Annotated in this window: 19 protein-coding genes and 3 tRNA genes; 15 read left to right on the top strand and 7 right to left on the bottom strand. The window is 51.4% G+C overall.

Going from position 1 to position 18526, the window contains the following annotated elements:
- On the top strand, window positions 1-565 hold a 565-nt coding region (locus QVF11_RS09830; RefSeq protein ID WP_287856621.1), incomplete at its 5' end, for a transcriptional regulator.
- Entirely contained in the window at window positions 549-1034 is a 486-nt protein-coding gene (locus QVF11_RS09835; protein ID WP_112216567.1) for a FidL-like protein, read from the top strand. The genes QVF11_RS09830 and QVF11_RS09835, both read left to right, overlap by 17 nt.
- 132 nt (window positions 1035-1166) lie before the next feature.
- Here the strand turns inward: QVF11_RS09835 and QVF11_RS09840 are convergent.
- A tRNA-Asn gene (locus QVF11_RS09840) sits at window positions 1167-1242 on the bottom strand.
- Between the two features lie 330 nt (window positions 1243-1572).
- Here QVF11_RS09840 and nac point away from each other — a divergent pair.
- From nac to hxlB, 7 genes are all read left to right on the top strand, one after another.
- Window positions 1573-2490, top strand: coding sequence for a nitrogen assimilation transcriptional regulator NAC (gene nac, locus QVF11_RS09845; protein WP_287856623.1), 918 nt, complete (start codon window positions 1573-1575; stop codon window positions 2488-2490).
- Window positions 2491-2719: 229 nt separating this feature from the next.
- Entirely contained in the window at window positions 2720-3670 is a 951-nt protein-coding gene (cbl, locus tag QVF11_RS09850; RefSeq protein WP_112216946.1) for an HTH-type transcriptional regulator Cbl, read from the top strand.
- An 87-nt stretch (window positions 3671-3757) separates the two neighbouring features.
- The gene (gene ldtA / locus QVF11_RS09855; RefSeq protein ID WP_414458311.1) at window positions 3758-4690 is read left to right on the top strand and encodes a L,D-transpeptidase; all 933 of its coding nucleotides are present in this window, start codon (window positions 3758-3760) and stop codon (window positions 4688-4690) included.
- Between the two features lie 380 nt (window positions 4691-5070).
- Window positions 5071-5829, top strand: a complete 759-nt coding sequence (locus tag QVF11_RS09860) for a DeoR/GlpR family DNA-binding transcription regulator (RefSeq protein WP_287856625.1) — start codon at window positions 5071-5073, stop codon at window positions 5827-5829.
- A 21-nt stretch (window positions 5830-5850) separates the two neighbouring features.
- Window positions 5851-6792: a class I mannose-6-phosphate isomerase gene (locus tag QVF11_RS09865; RefSeq protein ID WP_287856627.1), complete on the top strand. Its 942-nt coding sequence runs from the start codon at window positions 5851-5853 to the stop codon at window positions 6790-6792.
- A gap of 20 nt (window positions 6793-6812) precedes the next feature.
- Entirely contained in the window at window positions 6813-7451 is a 639-nt protein-coding gene (hxlA, locus tag QVF11_RS09870; protein ID WP_287856629.1) for a 3-hexulose-6-phosphate synthase, read from the top strand.
- The gene (gene hxlB, locus QVF11_RS09875) at window positions 7448-8014 is read left to right on the top strand and encodes a 6-phospho-3-hexuloisomerase (RefSeq protein WP_287856631.1); all 567 of its coding nucleotides are present in this window, start codon (window positions 7448-7450) and stop codon (window positions 8012-8014) included. The genes hxlA and hxlB overlap by 4 nt, the downstream gene beginning before the upstream one ends.
- Before the next feature lie 56 nt (window positions 8015-8070).
- Here hxlB and dctP read toward each other — a convergent pair whose 3' ends face one another.
- Together dctP and QVF11_RS09885 are read right to left on the bottom strand one after the other, a co-directional pair.
- Entirely contained in the window at window positions 8071-9129 is a 1059-nt protein-coding gene (gene dctP / locus QVF11_RS09880; RefSeq protein WP_287856633.1) for a TRAP transporter substrate-binding protein DctP, read from the bottom strand.
- Between the two features lie 48 nt (window positions 9130-9177).
- A complete protein-coding gene (locus tag QVF11_RS09885) occupies window positions 9178-9768 on the bottom strand; it encodes a nuclear transport factor 2 family protein (protein ID WP_287856635.1) in 591 nt (196 codons plus the stop codon).
- A gap of 109 nt (window positions 9769-9877) precedes the next feature.
- On the opposite strand from QVF11_RS09885, the gene QVF11_RS09890 reads away from it, so the two are divergent.
- A complete protein-coding gene (locus QVF11_RS09890; RefSeq protein ID WP_287856637.1) occupies window positions 9878-10765 on the top strand; it encodes a LysR substrate-binding domain-containing protein in 888 nt (295 codons plus the stop codon).
- 137 nt (window positions 10766-10902) lie between these two features.
- Here QVF11_RS09890 and QVF11_RS09895 read toward each other — a convergent pair.
- Window positions 10903-10978, bottom strand: a tRNA-Asn gene (locus QVF11_RS09895).
- Between the two features lie 6 nt (window positions 10979-10984).
- Here QVF11_RS09895 and QVF11_RS28690 point away from each other — a divergent pair.
- From QVF11_RS28690 to QVF11_RS09905, 3 genes are all read left to right on the top strand, one after another.
- Complete coding sequence (locus tag QVF11_RS28690; RefSeq protein WP_220138898.1) at window positions 10985-11077, top strand: DUF5951 family protein; 93 nt, start codon at window positions 10985-10987, stop codon at window positions 11075-11077.
- Window positions 11078-11172: 95 nt separating this feature from the next.
- Window positions 11173-12645 carry an EmmdR/YeeO family multidrug/toxin efflux MATE transporter gene (locus tag QVF11_RS09900; RefSeq protein WP_112217370.1) on the top strand — a complete coding sequence of 491 codons (1473 nt, stop codon included), beginning with the start codon at window positions 11173-11175 and terminating at the stop codon, window positions 12643-12645.
- A 111-nt stretch (window positions 12646-12756) separates the two neighbouring features.
- A tRNA-Asn gene (locus QVF11_RS09905) sits at window positions 12757-12832 on the top strand.
- A 103-nt stretch (window positions 12833-12935) separates the two neighbouring features.
- Here the strand turns inward: QVF11_RS09905 and QVF11_RS09910 are convergent.
- Window positions 12936-14390 carry an AMP nucleosidase gene (locus QVF11_RS09910; protein WP_142512872.1) on the bottom strand — a complete coding sequence of 485 codons (1455 nt, stop codon included), beginning with the start codon at window positions 14388-14390 and terminating at the stop codon, window positions 12936-12938.
- A 132-nt stretch (window positions 14391-14522) separates the two neighbouring features.
- Window positions 14523-14780 carry a histidine kinase gene (locus QVF11_RS09915; protein WP_287856641.1) on the bottom strand — a complete coding sequence of 86 codons (258 nt, stop codon included), beginning with the start codon at window positions 14778-14780 and terminating at the stop codon, window positions 14523-14525.
- A 175-nt stretch (window positions 14781-14955) separates the two neighbouring features.
- On the opposite strand from QVF11_RS09915, the gene QVF11_RS09920 reads away from it, so the two are divergent.
- Window positions 14956-16491 carry an alpha/beta hydrolase gene (locus tag QVF11_RS09920; protein ID WP_287856646.1) on the top strand — a complete coding sequence of 512 codons (1536 nt, stop codon included), beginning with the start codon at window positions 14956-14958 and terminating at the stop codon, window positions 16489-16491.
- Here QVF11_RS09920 and QVF11_RS09925 read toward each other — a convergent pair.
- Window positions 16483-17415 (bottom strand): nucleoside recognition domain-containing protein, encoded by a 933-nt coding sequence (locus QVF11_RS09925; RefSeq protein ID WP_112217298.1) that lies wholly within the window; start codon window positions 17413-17415, stop codon window positions 16483-16485. The genes QVF11_RS09920 and QVF11_RS09925 overlap by 9 nt on opposite strands.
- A 226-nt stretch (window positions 17416-17641) precedes the next feature.
- On the opposite strand from QVF11_RS09925, the gene pagP reads away from it, so the two are divergent.
- Window positions 17642-18217 carry a lipid IV(A) palmitoyltransferase PagP gene (pagP, locus tag QVF11_RS09930; protein WP_287856643.1) on the top strand — a complete coding sequence of 192 codons (576 nt, stop codon included), beginning with the start codon at window positions 17642-17644 and terminating at the stop codon, window positions 18215-18217.
- The last annotated feature ends 309 nt before the right edge of the window (window positions 18218-18526 follow it).

An 18526-nucleotide genomic window follows, 5' to 3' on the forward strand; every position in this document is an offset into this window, starting at 1 on the left:
TGAAGAGGTTATTGTTACCGTGCCCAAAATTGGGTTCAGGGTATCTGAAAGCATTCTTATCGAAATAGTCGATAATTCGACTCCCGCAGTGGGCAGCGAAAGTAATACTGGGAACGATGATTTACTCGGCAACAGCAGCGAAGATAAGGGAAAATTTAAATCTTCTAAGGGCGTAGTGAAAAACGCTAGTTACGCGTTTCTTGCGCTATGCACTTTGGTTCTCCTTCTCTTAAGCGTTAAAAGTGATTTTTATCGCCAATTTTTTTCGGCAGATCAGGACGAGGTCTATTACCTCGGGGATATTGATTCTTGCCCGGTCAGAAGTTTTAGCGCTATACCGGGTGAACAAAAGCAGAAAATGATGGATCTGGCCCAGCAGCTTGTCGCAAAGCAGGGAATGCATTGCTCAGGCAACGGTGTTTTCTACTTTAGTGTCTCTGAGTCGGTATTAAAAGGTTATGAGGGAAGAGGGTTTTTGGCCCACTGCTTATACTCGAACGCAAAGAAGAAATATTTTTATTCATGTGAGAACTACTATAGGCCAGATTATGAAATTACAAAGTAAACTTAATAAAAGAAACATTTATATATTATCTTTTGCTTTGTTTATTGCTGTTGTTTTTGGTTGGCTAATGTATTTCTTTCATCACAAAAGTGATTTTGATTGCTCGGCTAACCTGAGGATTGAATCCGGCGCATCTGGTTTTGACGCAAACTTTAAAACTTTCTTGCTTATGAGGGGAAACAACTCCGGGTATTTTGATGTGTCCGGAAAGGTGGTGGTCGATGACGTGAGGTACAACGTTCAGAGATCGTACCATTTCAATTATGAAAAGAAAGAAAATAACATTTACCACCTGACCAATACCACCGTCTCGAAGAGGGATGCCGACAATATGCTCGAGGGCATGATGCAAAGGGTGTTTTTTAGTCCCGCTCCGGATTCCGGACGCTATATCAAGATTCAAAAGATGAAAAACGCCTATATCGTCCAAAGCCTGTATTCACCTTCGTTTATATGTGTATCTAATTGATATATTTGACTTATATTCCTCTCCTGGTACTAGGGAACGTACTATGGAGACTGTGAGGTTGTCGTCATCGATGATGTGGAGGAGTCAGAAAGCAAAAAGCCTGCTTAGTTTCCTAAGCAGGCTTTTTAAATTTGGCTCCTCTGACTGGACTCGAACCAGTGACATACGGATTAACAGTCCGCCGTTCTACCGACTGAACTACAGAGGAATCGTGTGAACGGGGCGCATAATAACGGTGACCACCCACCTTGTCAAAGCCTGAATCGCCAAAGTCCGTTCGTTTGCTGACTATTTCAGCATTCAGCCCATTTTTGCCTCTTCGCGCGTCAATCTGCACTGTCGTAGTGCATTTATACCCCTAATGGGGCATATCGCAATCCGCTTACCGGGCAACAGAATCGTGGCTTGCTATCAGTATCCCTTATTACGCGGCTCACAGCGGCGTTTGCGCCGGGTATAAAAAACTGGCAAGCAAATTGCAAAACCTTCTGTATCTAAACAGCCAGCGTTGGCACTGGTGTTCCTTACAGGAGGCAAAATGAACTTAAGACGACTGAAGTATTTTGTAAAAATCGTCGATATCGGCAGTCTGACCCAGGCCGCTGAAGTCTTGCACATCGCACAACCGGCGTTGAGTCAGCAGGTTGCGACCCTGGAAGGCGAACTGGATCAGCAACTGTTGATCCGTACCAAGCGTGGCGTCACACCGACCGAAGCGGGCAAGATCCTCTATACTCATGCCCGTACCATTCTACGTCAGTGTGAACAGGCTCAACTTGCGGTCAACAATGTCGGGCAGACCCTGAGCGGTCAGGTGTCAATTGGCCTCGCTCCGGGAACGGCGGCTTCAGCTATTACCATGCCTCTGTTGCAGACGGTGCGTAATGAACTTCCGGAAGTGATAGTCTATTTGCAGGAAAGCAGCGGCACTATCCTCAATGACAAGCTGATTGAAGGGCAACTGGATATGGCGGTGCTCTACGAACGTTCTCCGGTCGCCGGGATCATCAGCCAGCCGTTGTTGAAAGAAGATCTTTACCTGGTCGGCACCCGAGACTGCCCGGGTCAGAGTATCGATCTGACCGCCGTCGCAGAGATGAATCTGTTCCTGCCGCGCGACTACAGCGCTGTGCGTGCGCGGGTCACTGAGGCTTTCACTCTACGTCGTCTCTCAGCAAAAATTATTGGTGAAATTGAATCAATCACAACCTTAACGGCGGCGATTGCCAGCGGAATGGGTGTGACCGTATTGCCGGAGTCTGCTGCGCGTTCGCTGTGTGGTGCGGCTAATGGCTGGATGGCGCGGATCAGTACGCCGTCAATGAGTCTCTCACTCTCATTGAATATGTCAGCGCGTGGCAGTTTGTCGCCACAGGCACAGGCCGTGAAGGAGATTTTGATGTCGCTTGTGAGCCGTCCGTCGCTTGAAAACCGTGAATTGCTGTTAGTGAGTTAGTCTATACCCTAAATAATTTGAGTTGCTTAAAGGCGGCAAGAGAGTGAGTTCCCGGGAGCATAGATAACTATGTGACCGGGGTGAGCGAGCGCAGCCAACACATAAGCAACTTGAAGTATGACGGGTATATTCCTTAAAGGAATAAGTTGCTGGTTTTTATTATTTGTTAGCAAGGACAACAGACTTTAACAATAGAGCATATGTTATGTCTGATAGCCCGGAGGAAAGGGTGAATTTCCAGCAACTTAAAATTATTCGTGAAGCGGCCCGTCAGGATTACAACCTGACGGAGGTCGCCAATATGCTCTATACATCGCAATCGGGCGTCAGCCGTCATATTCGTGAACTGGAAGAAGAGCTGGGAATCGAGATCTTCATCCGCCGCGGTAAACGTCTTCTGGGGATGACAGAACCGGGTAAAGCGCTGCTATCAATTGCTGAGCGTATTCTCAACGAAGCCAGCAACGTCCGTCGTCTGGCTGACCTGTTTACCAACGATGCGTCCGGCGTCTTAACCATCGCGACGACGCATACCCAAGCGCGCTATAGCTTGCCGCCGGTGATTAAAGCTTTTCGTGAACTCTTTTCTGACGTGCGTCTTGAGCTGGTTCAGGGGACACCGCAGGAAATTGAGACGCTGCTGCACAACGGCGGTGCTGATATCGGTATCGCCAGCGAGCGCTTGAGTAACGATCCGACACTGGTGGCTTTCCCCTGGTTCCGCTGGCACCACAGCCTGTTGGTGCCAAAAGATCACCCGCTAACTCAGGCTACTCCCTTAACGCTGGAAGCTATTTCTCGCTGGCCGCTGATCACCTACCGCCAGGGGATTACCGGGCGTTCGCGTATTGATGAAGCCTTTAACCGTAAAGGGCTGATGCCGGATATCGTATTAAGCGCTCAGGACTCCGATGTGATTAAAACCTACGTCGAGCTTGGCCTCGGAGTGGGGCTGGTTGCGGAACAGTCGGGAGACGTCCGCGAGTCTGACACCTTTACCCGTCTGGATACCCGTCATCTGTTCGATGCCAATACTGTCTGGCTTGGGCTCAAGCGCGGGCAGCTGCAGCGTAACTACGTTTGGCGCTTTATCGAGCTGTGCAATGCGGGTCTGTCTCTGGATGAAATTAAACGCCAGGCGATGGAACCGGAAGAGGCGGCGATCGATTATCAAATTTAGCAGGCTGATAATCAGGGTATGAGGTAGTAAACAAAGCTATAATTCATTCACGATTGTCGCCACAGAGGAAGGGAAATTGTGCGGCGTATGAAACTGCTTTGTTCTCTTATTATGATCCTCACCAGCCAGAGCGCTCTGGCGGTGAGCTACCCGTTACCGCCGGAAGGAAGCCGTCTGGTGGGCAGCCCGCTGACCATCACTGTTCCGCAAAGCAATACCCAGCCGCTGGAGGCGTTTGCCGCTCAGTACGGTCAGGGCCTGAGCAACATGCTTGAGGCCAACCCTGGCGTCGATGTGTTCCTGCCTAAATCGGGTTCCACGCTGGTGATTCCGCAGCAGGTTATTCTGCCCGCCACGGTACGCAACGGCATCGTGATCAACGTTGCTGAAATGCGCCTCTATTACTACCCGCCCGATGGCGCAACGGTCGAGATTCTGCCGATTGGCATTGGCCAGGCAGGGCGAGAAACGCCGCGCAACTGGGTGACCACGGTTGAACGCAAGCAGGAAGCGCCGTCATGGACGCCGACTGCCAATACCCGCCGTGAATACGCCAGTCGAGGAGAGAGTTTGCCCGCGTTTGTTCCGGCCGGTCCGGATAACCCGATGGGGTTGTACGCAATTTATATCGGCAGGCTCTATGCCATTCACGGCACCAATGCCAATTTTGGTATTGGCCTGCGCGTGAGTCAGGGCTGCATCCGCCTGCGTAACGATGATATTAAATACCTGTTTGACACCGTGCCGGTGGGGACCCGTGTGCAAATAATCGATCAGCCGGTGAAATACACCACCGAGCCAGATGGTAGCCGTTGGGTTGAAGTCCATGAGCCATTGTCGCGTAATCGCGCGGAATATGAATCCGATAGGAAGGTTCCGCTACCGACGACGACCGCCATTCAGGCTTTTGTGAAAGGTGAGGGTGTTGATATGAATCGCGCGGAGCAGGCGCTTGAGCGTCGTTCTGGTATGCCGGTGGAGATCGCGACGCCTTCTACCCACACCGGTAGTCACTTTTAACCTTTCCCTGAAACTGAACTGAGTCAATAATCCAAAGAAAGCGCCCTTTGTTGTTGGGCGCTGTTGGCTGTCAGGAGATTTACCGAACACGACTGCCCCTAAACCGCAATATTCCCTCCCGCTGAATAAAGCTCATCGTTTTTTGGGCGAAACCTGCAATTCAGGAAAATAAAATCTTAATCTCCTATAAATTTCATCCGCTTGTATTTTATCGTCTTATTTTAAAAACAAAATAAAACCAACTTAAAACAAAGTTATATTATTTTGATATTTAATGGTTTTTTTAATTTATGCGTATAAAACCAAACTAACAATGCCTTGACTGACCGTGAATCAAAGATTAATAATTTTGTTATTGTTTGTTTTATCGCGGATGTTTTATGGCCAGGCCAATTGATCATGATCGTAAGAATCGGATTATCAACCATGTTGTTTCTCATGGTCATGTCAAAGTGAATGATTTAGCCGAAATGCTGGGCGTCACGACGGAAACTGTCCGTAAAGATATTGCCTGGCTTCAGGAAATGAAAATCCTTGAAAAGGGGCACGGATTTGTGACGCCTTCCAGTTCCTATCTTGAAAATCCTTATACCGTAAAGGAAGGGAAGGATATTGAGGCGAAAACACAAATAGCTTTGCTGGCTGCGGGTCTTATTCCTGAACGCGGAGTGGTCTTTCTTGATTCAGGCACTACCGTCGCGCAGCTGGCGAAACAGCTGAATTTACGCAACGACCTGACGATTGTGACCAATTCAATGATTGCTGCGCAGATTCTGCAAAATACCCGTAATCAACTTTTGGTTACCGGAGGGGAATTGCGCCAGGCAAGTTATTCTTATGTCGGCAGTTGGGCGCGAAGAGCGCTTCAGCAGGTTAAAGTTGATATTGCCTTTATGGCTTGCGATGGTTTTCACCGCGAGGGACCGTCGATACGATCGTTTCGCGAGCTGGATATTAAAGAAACGGCTATGTCCTGTGCGAAAATGTCGGTACTGATGGCTGACAGTAGTAAATTTCAACAGGCCGGGATGTATATGTATTCATCCTTCAGCGCCTTTGACTCTTTTATCATTGAGCGTCCACTTAAAAAGGAAGAGAAAATATTATTTCCTGAAACCCTGAAAATGTTACATCCATAAAATAGCAATATGAGGTGATATATGGAAAAGCAACTTTTAAAAGTTGAGCCTTTCTTCGAGCCGCGTATATGGGGCGGAGAGAGATTGAAAGAACGTTATGGCTATAAAACAGAGATAACCCCCGTTGGCGAAGTCTATAATGTCGTGGCTTTGCCGGGTCAGGCTGACTGTCTGGTGAGCGGCACGGGCAAAACGCTTTCACAGCTATATAGAGAAAAACCAGAATGGTTTAATTGTGATACTGCCCAGCTTCCGATTCGCGTCAATATTCTCGATCCGCTGGACGATCTGTCCGTGCAACTTCACCCGGACGATGCCTACGCGTTGCGGCACGATAGTTCTCGCGGTAAGCCGGAGGCGTGGGTCATTCTGGATACGCCTGCTGATGGTCGTATCGCCTTTGGGCATTATGCCAAATCGCGGGAAGAGTTTAAGCAGCTTAGCGAAAGCAACGCGTTTGATAAGCTGGTTCGTTATATCCCAGCCCAAAAAGACTGGTACCTGGATATTCCTGCCGGGACGCTGCACGCTATTGGCAAAGATGTTCTGACTTATAATATTTCGCGCAATGCAGACCTGACCTATCGCTTATTTGACTACCATCGCATCGATCCCACCACGGGACATGAACGTGAATTACATATTAATAAGGTTATCGATAATGTGGTTGTACCAGACGCTAGCAAAAACTTTCAGTGGTTTGATAGTACTGAGGAGGCCGGTTGTATATTAACCCGCTACTGGAATGAATCGGGTCTGTACACATTAACTCGCCTGAAAACCGTAACCGAAGGTCACTATTCACAGCCTCGTTTTTCGTTTATTACCGTAGTTGAAGGTGATGGCTATATTAATGGTATAGAGATTAAAAAAGGCGAAACAATTCTTGTTCCCGATAGCTTTGGCGATCTCTTTTTTCAGGGGGGAATGGATTGCTTTATTGCCAGCTATGAAAACGAATAATATATCAAAGGAATATCTCCATGAAACTACAACTCGCTATTGATGAGCTGAATCTTGCTCAGGCATTATCCACAGTGAAAACATTAGAAAAATATATCGATATTATTGAAGTAGGGACGCCGTTTCTTATTGATGCCGGGCGTGAAGCCGTAAAACAGTTAAAAAATACATTTCCTGATAAAGAAGTACTGTGCGATGCCAAAATTATGGATGCTGGTGGTTATGAGGCAAAGCTGGCTTATGATGTTGGTGCAGATTACGTCACCGTTTTGGCCGTTACGGACGATCTGACTATTAAGGGCTGTGTAGACCAAGCTAAAAAACAGGGTAAGAAAGTACTGGTCGATATGATTTGTGTGACTGACTTTGCTTCCCGTGTCCCGACGCTGGAAGCGCTAGGCGTGGATGTTATCGCTGTACACACCGGGGCCGATCAGCAGGCAAGCGGTCGGACGCCTTTACAGGATCTGGCGGAACTGCGTCGTCATGTTAAAAAAACACAAATTGCCGTTGCTGGCGGCATCATCAGTAAAACCATTAAAAGTTACCTGGCATTTCGCCCGGATATCGTGATTGTTGGCAGCGGTATCCTCAATGCTCAGGATCCCGAGCGAGAGGCACGGTTGATTGCCGGGGCTTTAAAGGAGGCTGCGCAATGAGCGACGTAATCAAGAACGTAAAGGAGATTCTTGGTGAGCTAACGCGTAATGCTGATTTGATTAAAGCCGAAGGGTTTAACTCATTTCTGGATGAAATCGTGGCGGCCAGGCGTATTTTCCTCGCGGGCGCAGGTCGTTCCGGGTTGGTCATCCGCGCATTCGCCAATCGTCTGATGCATCTGGGTTTTGATGTTCAGGTTATTGGCGATGTGACCACCACCTTTGCGAAGGAAGGGGACCTGTTAATTATTGGTTCGGGCTCAGGCGAAACGCAGAGCCTGGTTGCGATGTCGCAAAAAGCGAAAAGCAATCACCTCAACGTTGCGCTTATTACTATGGCTCCGGGGTCAACTATTGCAAATCTGGCCGATGCGGTTTGCGTGCTGCCTGGCGCTTCGCCGAAAGTCCTGGCAGGTGAGCCGCAGCGCGCAAGCATTCAACCGATGGGCTCAGGCTTTGAACAGTTATCCCTTGTGGTCTATGACGCGATGATTATGACGTTAATGCTTCGTGTACATCAGACAAGCGATACGATGTTCGGACGTCACGCCAACCTGGAATAGATGCGTGAGTTGGATTCGCAGGCCCCCTTGGTATTGATGAAGGGGGCCTGCCAGTATCAAGGCGCTTTTTTCGGCATCGTTTCATCCATGATGGCGTTGACCTGCTCCATCACCGTTCCTGCATCTTTGACGCCTTTCGCTTCCTGCTCTTTTACCCACTTATCTTGCCCTGACTGGTAGTGGGTAGCGGTTTCCCATTGTGCGACCTCTTGCGGTTGCAGAACGCGCACCGTTGCGCCGGCTTTGCGTAGATCCTCTATCTGGGTGTTAAAACTGCTGTCCATCACTGACCCTAGTGACTGATAAGTCTTTTGTGCAGCACGCTCAATGGCGGCCCGATCTTCAGAGGAAAGCGTGTTCCAGGTCTGTTTGTTCATCGTCAAAATATAGAGATGCCCCAGCCACAGATCTTTGGAGATCAGCACGTTGGGCGCGAACTGGTACGCTTTTAGATCGTAGCCGCTGTCTACGTTCAGCATCATGCCGTCGATAGCGCCGCTTTTCAGCGCATTGTAGGTTTCTTCACCCCAGGGCATGGTCACCGGTTTAGCCCCGGCGCTTTGCAAAAAGTCCCGCTGCCAGAAGCTGGCAGAGCGCCATGTCCCCCCTTTGATATCGTTCAGCGTCGCCATTGGCTTAGCACTGAAAAAGGACAGTGGGTAACCGGTAGCGAGAAAAATGCTTACCACGTTGTTTTTCTCAAGCTCTGCCGGGAATGCCGGGATATCAGCGTAAACGCGGCGGAAGAAGGCAACCTGTTGCTCACCGGCAGGGCCGACGGGAAAGCTTTTGAAGATCTGGTTGAGCGGCAGCGCGTCGGAGGCATATTCGGGCACGACAATCGCCATATCCGACTTCCTTTCTTTGCCGACGTTGCGTAACGCATCGTATCCGTTACTGAGTTCACCTCCCCAGTGCGCCTCTATTTTCAGTCGCCCGTCAGATTCCTTCTCAATGGCGGGGAAGAGCACATCATTGATAAAGCGGGTGCGCATTCCTCCCAGCGGTTCATGGTCGCTGTAGGCCAGGGTTTGCGCGGCCGAAGTTGCGGTGGGTAGCAGTAGGGCGGCGAGCAGGATTGCCAGATATTTTCCGATTGGCTTATTGGGTTGCATACATTTCCTTTGCGTTGCTGATATTAATGAGGGGATGTTGGCGACCGATCAGATCGGCTGCCCGGACAGCCAGCGTTTCCCGTCAGCTTTCATTTGTTGTTCGAGAATACTACCGCGTGTGGCAAATACGCGCTGAACTGGAAAGCCGCTTTTTTCCAGCAGGTAAGCCAGCGCTGCGTATTCGCGCGGATATTTTTCCACCGCACTTTGGTCAACCGGGACAACGCCGAGCGGAAAAGTGAAGCTGGCCATATCGTAAATACTCTGGCGGTGAAACAGTTTCCATGCGCCATCGCGCTTTTCCGCCATATCATAGAAGCGGTTATGACCAATGCAACCCAGATTCAACTTGACGTTTTCGCCGATAATCATTGCGTTGGTTTCAACAATCGCCCTTGTCGCCTCGGCATTGAAGGTCACCACCGGCGTACCGATCAAGTGTTTGGTGCGCACATCCGACGCTCCCATCCGCATTGAGCCGTCAACAAAATCGCTGGCGAGCCCCTCAAACCAGGTGATTTCGATGGTGCCGTCCGGATGAAACAGATTGCGCAGTTGGTCCCACTCACCCAGATCGCGATGCATCCAGCCGGTGAGAAGGTCGGTAATTTGCAGGCGATCGTTCAGGAGATTGTGCATAACATGTACTCCGGTTAGTTGACGGATTTCAGTTTCGTCGTGAATAGCGATAAACTCAAATAGATAGATATGACTGATTAATCATTTTATTTGATGATGGGGCTGACGCATGGACCTACGCCACCTGCGCTACTTTCTGGCCGTTGCCGAAGAAGGCCACTTTGGCCGCGCCGCCCAACGCCTGCATATCGTCCAGCCTGCGCTAAGTATGCAAATCAAGGCGCTGGAAGAGGAACTGGGCGGCCCGCTGTTTGTGCGCACCAGTCGCAAAGTCGAGCTGACCGAAGCTGGGCTGCTATTGCAGACCGAAGCACGGCGGACCCTGGAGCAGGCAGAACACACACGGCTAACCGTACAGCGATCGATACGCGGTGAAACCGGTCATGTGCGCGTTGGCTTTGCTGGTAATGCTGTATTTAGTGGCAGATTAACCAACGATCTGCGCGCTTTTCGCAGAACTTACCCCGATGCAGAGTTGGTGGTGAGTGAAGTCGCGCCTCTGTTGCAAGCCGATGCTATCCTGGCGGGTCAGCTTGACGTTGGTTATGCCCCCGATCACAGCAAGATCCATGATTCAGCGCTAATGGCTGAAGAGGTTGGTCTCTGGCACCGCCAGGTCGCGATGGCCGATGATCATCCATTGGCCAGCCAGGTGTCTCTGACGATAGCGATGCTGGTTGAGGAACCGCTCATTTTCTATGACACCCATGGTGCTGATGAGCCGCTTTATACGGCGCTCACTACGATTATGGGTCACGTCCCGCGTATTGCCCATTGCACCGCGAGCACTCTTAGCGTGCTCGCTCTCGCCGCAGCCGGGCAGGGACTGGCGCTGGTGCCCGATCCGCTGAAGCATGTGGGTATACCGGGATTAGTGTATCGCCCGTTGGATGCGCCGGAACTGTCAGCTAATCTGATGCTTATCAGCAGGCGGAAGGAGAACAATGGCGCCGTGCAGGCATTTCTGAAGATAGCGCGTGAAAACGCGGGTCGGTGAAAACATCGCGTTGTTGATAGGGTAAAATGAACTCGGTCTATCTTTACGGTGTTAAGGAAATTACCCAGGGTTTTGCCGGAAAAATCGGTACATTCCTGAAAGCAAAAAGCCTGCTCGAAAGCAGGCTTTTCTATGTATGGCTCCTCTGACTGGACTCGAACCAGTGACATACGGATTAACAGTCCGCCGTTCTACCGACTGAACTACAGAGGAATCGTTGTGGAGTCGTATCTTAGCGGCGAAAAAACTTTTGTCAAACATCAATTCGCCATCCGCCTTTCAACTGGCGTATCCATCAACAATTTGTCGTAATTACCGACAATTCATCGGGAAAAATGCTTTGCAGGATTAGCTTTTCTCTATCATCATTTGAAATGTAGTTTCAACTTTTCTCACTAAGGTCTCCCTTGAACGTCACCTCCGCATTACGCCAGGCTGTCGAACGTACGTCCTGGTTCAAAAAACGCAAGAGCTATCGCGTCCTTTACTGGCGTGAAATCAGCCCTCTTGCGGTACCAATTCTGCTGGAAAACGCCTGCGTTTTGCTGATGGGCGTACTGAGTACCTTTTTGGTCAGTTGGCTGGGTAAAGAAGCGATGGCAGGCGTGGGCCTGGCTGATAGCTTCAATATGGTGATCCTCTCATTCTTTGCGGCGATCGACCTGGGGACGACGGTGGTGGTGGCGTTTAGTCTGGGCAAACGTGACCGGAAACGAGCAAGAGCAGCCGCGCGACAGTCGCTTGCGATCATGACGCTGTTTTCCATCGTTCTGGCGGTGGTGATACACGCCTTTGGTGAGCAGATTATTAATGTTGTCGCTGGGGATGCCACAGAACAGGTAAAAGGTCTGGCTCTGACCTATCTTGAGCTGACGGTGTTGAGCTACCCGGCGGCGGCAATTGCCCTTATCGGCAGCGGCGCGCTGCGCGGAGCAGGGACAACCAAAATTCCGCTGATAATTAACGGTGGGATGAATATTCTCAATATCATCATCAGTAGTATCCTGATTTACGGTATTTTTTCCTGGCCAGGTCTGGGATTTGTCGGCGCTGGCCTTGGGCTAACCATTGCCCGCTATATTGGTGCCGTGGCAACCATCTGGGTATTAATGATCGGTTTTAACCCGGCCCTGCGGATTTCGCTGAAGAGCTATTTTAAGCCGTTTAACTTCGCCATTATTTGGGAAGTGATGGGGATTGGCATTCCCGCCAGTATTGAGTCCGTTTTGTTCAATGGCGGCAAATTACTGACGCAGATGTTCGTTGCTGGTATGGGAACAAATGTGATTGCCGGTAACTTTATCGCTTTCTCGGTGGCGGCATTGATCAACCTGCCGGGGAACGCCCTCGGTTCGGCATCAACGATTATTACCGGTAAACGTCTTGGAAAAGGGCAAATAGGGCAGGCAGAGCGTCAGGCGTGGCACGTCTTTTGGTTGTCAACGATAATCCTGACGCTGATTGCCTGGGGGACCGCGCCATTTGCCAGCCTGATCGCCTCATTCTATACCAGCGAAGACGATGTCAAAGTCGTAGTCAAAGAACTGCTATGGCTAAACGCCTTCTTTATGCCGATCTGGGCGATGGCCTGGACGCTGCCGTGCGCCTTTAAAGGCGCGCGGGACGTGCGCTACACCATGTGGGTGTCGATGCTGGGCATGTGGGGCTGTCGCGTGGTGGCGGGCTACACGCTGGGGATTGTGCTCGGAATGGGGGTCATTGGCGTCTGGCTGGGAATGGTGCTCGACTGGGCGGTGCGCGGCGTGCTGTTTTATTTCCGGATGGTCAGCGGGCGCTGGCTGTGGAAATATCCGCGAAGTAAGGTGCAGGCCGAAGACACCGGGACACAGGCTGAGGAAACGTCGCCCGGCGGTGGGTGAAACGCTAGTTTTTGTCCAAAGTGGAGAATTATTCGGCAAACAGTTTGAAATGTGAAAACAGCCTTTGACAAGGTGGGGTGCCATCGATAATATGCGCCCCGTTCACACGATTCCTCTGTAGTTCAGTCGGTAGAACGGCGGACTGTTAATCCGTATGTCACTGGTTCGAGTCCAGTCAGAGGAGCCAAATTTAGAAAAGCCCGCTTAAGGAAACTTAAGCGGGCTTTTTGCTTATGTGTTATTGATGAGAATTCTCCCTGCGCGGCGCTGCCGGACAGGGAGAAATGAAATTAACGGAACGGCGGTTCGTTGAAGGTTCTCAGCTTGCGTGAATGCATGTGGTCGCCTTCGGCACGCAGCAGGTCAATCGCCCGAATGCCAATCTGTAAATGTTCGGAGATCGCCCCTTCATAGAAGCGGTTGGCCTGGCCCGGTAGCTTAATTTCGCCGTGCAGCGGTTTATCGGAGACGCACAGTAGAGTGCCGTAAGGGACGCGGAAACGATAGCCCTGCGCGGCAATGGTGGCGCTTTCCATATCAATAGCCACCGCGCGGCTGAGGTTAAAGCGCAGCGCCGAGGCCGAGTAGCGCAGCTCCCAGTTACGATCGTCAGTGGTGACCACCGTTCCGGTACGCAGACGTTGCTTAACCTCTTCACCGGGCATCCCGCTGACCTGTTTAGTGGCATCGTAGAGCGCGCGCTGGACTTCGGCGATGCTCGGAATAGGGATATCCGGCGGTAATACCGCATCCAGCACATGGTCATCGCGCAGATAGGCGTGGGCCAGCACGTAGTCGCCAATGGTCTGGCTTTCGCGCAGGCCGCCGCAGTGGCCAATCATCAGCCAGACGTCCGGGCGTAGCACCGCTAAATGATCGCAGATATTTTTAGCATTCGCCGGGCCTACACCAATATTAATCAGCGTGATCCCCTGTCCGTCTTTGGTGATCAGGTGCCAGGCCGGCATCTGGTGCTTTTTCCATGCCAGATCGGAAATCGCCTCTTCCGGGGCTTGCGTATCCGCCGTTATCCAGATCCCGCCCGCGCAGGAGAGGGCGATGTATGGGCTATCGGGGTCAAGGATCTGGCTACAACCCCAGCGCACGAACTCATCGACATAGCGGGTATAGTTGGTAAACAGCATATACGGCTGGAAATGGTCAACCGGCGTACCGGTGTAGTGGCGCAGGCGCGCCAGCGAGAAATCAACGCGGCGAGCGTCGAAGTGTGAAAGCGGGTAGTACTCGGTCGAATGGAACAGGCCATCGGCGGTTTCATCGCCAATCTGCGACAGCTCGGTGGTCGGGAAAAAGCGGGTCAGACCGGCGCTCATCGAGCGGTCGAGCGTTAACTCAGATCCATCGATGACGTACGGATAGGGAATTTCATGCTGCGATAACTCGACGGAGATACAGGCATCGTAGTCCTGATACAGCATGGTGAGCTGTTCCAGCAGATAGGTGCGAAACAGTTTAGGGTTGGTAATGGTGGTGGTATAGCAACCGCTATGGGTGAAGCGGCCCCAGGCGCGAGTTTTTAAGGCTTTATGCTCAGCGCCATCCCATGAAACCGACAGCTGCGGGTAAACGAATAACCCTGCGGCGCGGGCGTTATTATCGGGCAGAGTATTATGGTTGATATATTCGCCGATGGCTTTACGCAGCGCAGTGACCGATTTTTCATACAGCGCTTCGAGTTGCGTAAGCGCCTGTTCTGGGGTCAGCCTGGCGGCTTGCTGGTTCATGACTTACTCCTTGTTTCTGCTCTGCTGACATTTTGCTTAGTATGTCACAGACTGGAATATGCGTCGGAGAATTTCACCTGTTTAGTTAAGAAACTACTGAGATTAGAACCAGTTGATAATGGTATGTGCTAATTAATTCGCGACAATATTGTCGATGTTAGCCCAACGTTCAGCGCTAAAGTGCGTGGCATTGAGCACTTTTACCGTTAAAGCCTTATCATCATTAATGCAATACAACGCGTTTGCCAGCGGCGTTAGCTTGTCACCTTCCTGCAAACGGCGGCAGCAGAGAGTGATTTCGGCAATAATCATTAACTGGCCGCTTTGTAAGACCACTGTGGTGTGCGCTGACGCCGACTCCTTGCGTACTTTCTTAACCCACCATTCCATTTTTTATCCCTGAGCTGTTACATTTGGGCGATAATTAATGTTTGCACCTCTTCTGGCAATAAGAATAGCCGCTTGGTTTAGTCTATGTTTAAAAAGAGAATCGCAGGATCTGATTCGGTCTGCGTAATAACCCCTCCCTGGCGTGCAAAGAGATAATTCGGACAGAAATATGGCAATGGTGCGTTTTACCCGGCTTTTGAATAAGTCTGGCTTAACAATGGTCTCTTTGGCAAAGAAGGCGGCGATTGGCCTGGTGGTAGTAGTGATTGTCTTTTTTATTGGCCGTATTTACGAATCCCAACGCGGTCCGGCGCTGCACCGCTGGCATACCTGGACGGCGGACGAAATGACTGCCAGCGAGATAGACCATGCCACGTTTGCCCAATATCAGGCGCGGGAAGAGGCTATTTTCCGCGATATGAAAAGCAACATTACCGACACGCTGAGCGACGATGAAAAAACGGCGATTAACCGTTTTTACGCCCAAAGCCTGGTTTATCCGAATAAGTTTCAACCCGACTGGAACCGCTCCTTTATTTTGTTGCCGCAGGGTAAACCGCGCGGCGCTGCGGTATTGCTCCACGGCCTGACGGATTCCCCCTACAGCGTGCACTATCTGGCGCAACGCTATCAGCAGCAGGGGTTTATCGCCGTTGCGCCGAGGTTACCGGGACACGGTACCGCACCAGGCGCGTTGACCGGTGTCGATCGCGATGAGTGGATTGCCACCACGCGTCTGGCGGTGCGTGAAGCAACGCGACTGGCGGGGCCAGACGTGCCGCTGCACGTGATTGGCTACTCTAACGGCGGGGCGCTGGCACTCAAATATGCTCTTGATAGTCTGGAAGATAAATCGCTGCGTCGGCCGCAACAAATAATCCTGCTGTCACCGATGATTGGCGTCACCGCGTTTGCCCGTTTTGCCGGGCTGGCCGGTTTACCCGCGATATTTCCGGCTTTCGCCCGCGCGGCATGGCTGAACGTCGTCCCGGAATTTAATCCCTATAAATACAATTCGTTCCCGGTTAAGGCGGCCAGGCAGTCGTGGCTGTTATCACAGGCGCTGCAACAGCAAATCGTGCAGGAAGCGCAAAGTCAGCGGCTGGGGGAATTAGCACCAGTATTAACTTTTCAGTCGGTGATGGACTCAACGGTGAGCACGCGGGCGGTGGTGGATTCGCTTTATCGGTATTTACCCGATAACGGCAGCGAACTGGTGATTTTTGATATTAACCAGGCGGCGAATTTACGTGCGCTGTTCCGGCCCTCGTTATACTCGGCGGTGAATACGTTATTGCCGCCCGCGCCGCGCCCCTACGGCACTACGGTGATTACTAATGCCGCTCCCGACACCTACGAAACGGTAGCCCGCACAACGCTTGCCGGAACCCGAACGGAAACCGTCACGCCGCTGCATATTGCCTGGCCACAGGATATGTATTCGCTGTCGCACGTGGCGGTGCCGTTCCCGCTGACCGATTCGCTGTATGGTCGTGAACCGGCAGAGAAGAATCGCTACGGGATTAGCATTGGTACTATTTCGCTGCGCGGTGAAACCTTAACGCTGAGCGTCGGGTTGGATACGTTAATGCGCGTCACCTCCAACCCGTTTTTCCCGTGGATGATGGTGAGAATTGACCATCATATTGCCTGTAGCGAGCAGGCCGATGTGGCCGCCTGCCTGCGTCCGGAGGCTGCGGCTTCAGAATAGCGTCACGTGCATAATGGTGCGGATGGCAATTCCGGCGATAGCCCCGGTGGCGGCGAAGCGGAACAGGCGTACGAAACGCGAGCTGACTCCCAAAAAGATGCCGATGCCGGGGAGATCAAAGGTCTGTACTAACAGGCCTGCGGAGGCATTAATTTGGCTCACGGTCACTTTACCCTGCTGAATCATTTCTGAGACCACGCCGAAATAGGCCGTGCCGCCCGCAACACATTTGACCAGCGCCGGGAGCACGAAGTTAACCGGAATATTCAGCCACAGTAGCAGCGGCAGCAACAAGCGCTGGAGCATCTCAATCAGGCCTGCCGCCTGCATAAACCCGACGATAGCCAATGACAGGATCAGCATGGGCACCGCGCCGAGCGCCAGACGAATGGCGTCGGAACCGGCGCTATTGATAACGGCGATGATCCCCTGGTTATTCTGCTCGGCATTGGGCAGATCTTCAGCCCGCGCGTTTTCAACAATCGACAGCTTGCGGCCGGTAATATGCCAGGTTACCGCGGCGGCGCACAGTCCGCCGACGATAGAAATGACAATAGAGGCCAGCCAGTGCAAGCCAAAAGGTGTTAACGGGTAGAAAACGTTGCCTTGTCCCATGGCGAAGAGCATTGCCAGCGTGGCAGCCATCTGCCGGTCCGACGCGCCGCGTTTATCCATAATAGCGAGGGTCGCCAGCGGAGCGGCAAAACTGACAAAATTCATCTGAATCAGGGCAAAAGCGCTCATCCCTGTTAAGCCGAACGGCTTAAGCAGCGGGGCGAGCCAGCGAACGATAACGTCCAGGACCCCGCGCACTTCCAGATATTTCATCACGATGAGCATGACAACCATGATTGGCAATAGCGTATAAAGCGCCACGTCAACGGAGGTTTTTCCCGCCGACATAATAATGCTGATGAAGTCCATCTATTTCTCAATCACTGCGGACAGAAAGGATAATTAGCGCCATCATAGTCCCCGCGGGAAGGAAATGAAATCGCCGCGAAGACTCTCTCTGTCCTGAAAAGAGTTGCGAACTGGACTTGCAATTAGCGCCGCCGGGTGTAGAAAATTTGTCCTCTGATATTTGCAAAGCCTGTTTTTTGTTCCCAAACTGAATTAACACCGGGCGACTTTCTTTAAGGATAAAACAATGCGACGTTGTCTGCGGATAGTGTGGGGAACTCTGTTTATTTTCGCCTTTGCGGTACAGGCTGAAACAAAGGTTTATGGCGAACAGCGCGTCAGCGGCTGGTGGAACTGGTTAAAAGACGATGTCTCACAGACCTGGAATCAGCCGCAAAATTACGATCTGTATCTGCCGTTTCTCAGCTGGCATACCCGTTTTATGTACGATAAAGAGAAAACCGATAACTACAATGAGATGCCGTGGGGTGGGGGATTTGGTGTCTCAAGATATAACGAAGAAGGTAACTGGAGTTCGCTCTACGCAATGATGTTTAAGGATTCGCACAACGAGTGGCAGCCGATAATCGGCTACGGCTGGGAGAAGGGCTGGTATCTGGATAATAGCCGCGATTTTCGTCTGGGGCTTGGGGTGACCGCCGGGATTACCGCCCGAGAAGACTTCGCCAACTACGTACCGCTACCGATTATTTTGCCGCTCTTTTCCGCCAGCTATCGCCGCCTGAGCGTGCAGTTCACCTATATTCCCGGCACCTACAATAACGGCAACGTGCTGTTTGCATGGCTGCGCTACGGTTTTTAAATGAGGCGACAGGTTATTGAGGGGGGATGGCCTGAGGTAGATGAAAATCTGTATCAGGTATTGTTCTTAGGCATTGTGCTGGCTTCTTGTCGGGTGGCGGCTGACGCCTTACCCGACCTACAAAACCACCAATATCATCACGTTATGCACTTCCCGTAGGCCCGATAAGGCGTTAGCCGCCACCGGGCAATCCCACAAAACGCACGTTACCAACAATCAGAAACCATCAAATCGTAATCACCTTTTTCACCAGCGAATTCGACAGCGCCAGCATTGAAATTAACACCGAGGCGATGAACGTCAGGACAA

Origin of the sequence: Klebsiella sp., assembly GCF_027492335.1 — a bacterium.
Lineage (GTDB): Bacteria > Pseudomonadota > Gammaproteobacteria > Enterobacterales > Enterobacteriaceae > Klebsiella > Klebsiella huaxiensis.

Bases quoted from the DNA above. Each gene is read 5' to 3' on its own strand.
- QVF11_RS09835 (WP_112216567.1), top strand. From the start codon at position 549: ATGAAATTACAAAGTAAACTTAATAAAAGAAACATTTATATATTATCT.
- nac (WP_287856623.1), top strand. From the start codon at position 1,573: ATGAACTTAAGACGACTGAAGTATTTTGTAAAAATCGTCGATATCGGC.
- ldtA (WP_414458311.1), top strand. From the start codon at position 3,758: ATGAAACTGCTTTGTTCTCTTATTATGATCCTCACCAGCCAGAGCGCT.
- QVF11_RS09860 (WP_287856625.1), top strand. From the start codon at position 5,071: ATGGCCAGGCCAATTGATCATGATCGTAAGAATCGGATTATCAACCAT.
- QVF11_RS09865 (WP_287856627.1), top strand. From the start codon at position 5,851: ATGGAAAAGCAACTTTTAAAAGTTGAGCCTTTCTTCGAGCCGCGTATA.
- hxlA (WP_287856629.1), top strand. From the start codon at position 6,813: ATGAAACTACAACTCGCTATTGATGAGCTGAATCTTGCTCAGGCATTA.
- hxlB (WP_287856631.1), top strand. From the start codon at position 7,448: ATGAGCGACGTAATCAAGAACGTAAAGGAGATTCTTGGTGAGCTAACG.
- dctP (WP_287856633.1), bottom strand. From the start codon at position 9,129: ATGCAACCCAATAAGCCAATCGGAAAATATCTGGCAATCCTGCTCGCC.
- QVF11_RS09885 (WP_287856635.1), bottom strand. From the start codon at position 9,768: ATGCACAATCTCCTGAACGATCGCCTGCAAATTACCGACCTTCTCACC.
- QVF11_RS09890 (WP_287856637.1), top strand. From the start codon at position 9,878: ATGGACCTACGCCACCTGCGCTACTTTCTGGCCGTTGCCGAAGAAGGC.
- QVF11_RS09910 (WP_142512872.1), bottom strand. From the start codon at position 14,390: ATGAACCAGCAAGCCGCCAGGCTGACCCCAGAACAGGCGCTTACGCAA.
- QVF11_RS09915 (WP_287856641.1), bottom strand. From the start codon at position 14,780: ATGGAATGGTGGGTTAAGAAAGTACGCAAGGAGTCGGCGTCAGCGCAC.
- QVF11_RS09920 (WP_287856646.1), top strand. From the start codon at position 14,956: ATGGTGCGTTTTACCCGGCTTTTGAATAAGTCTGGCTTAACAATGGTC.
- QVF11_RS09925 (WP_112217298.1), bottom strand. From the start codon at position 17,415: ATGGACTTCATCAGCATTATTATGTCGGCGGGAAAAACCTCCGTTGAC.
- pagP (WP_287856643.1), top strand. From the start codon at position 17,642: ATGCGACGTTGTCTGCGGATAGTGTGGGGAACTCTGTTTATTTTCGCC.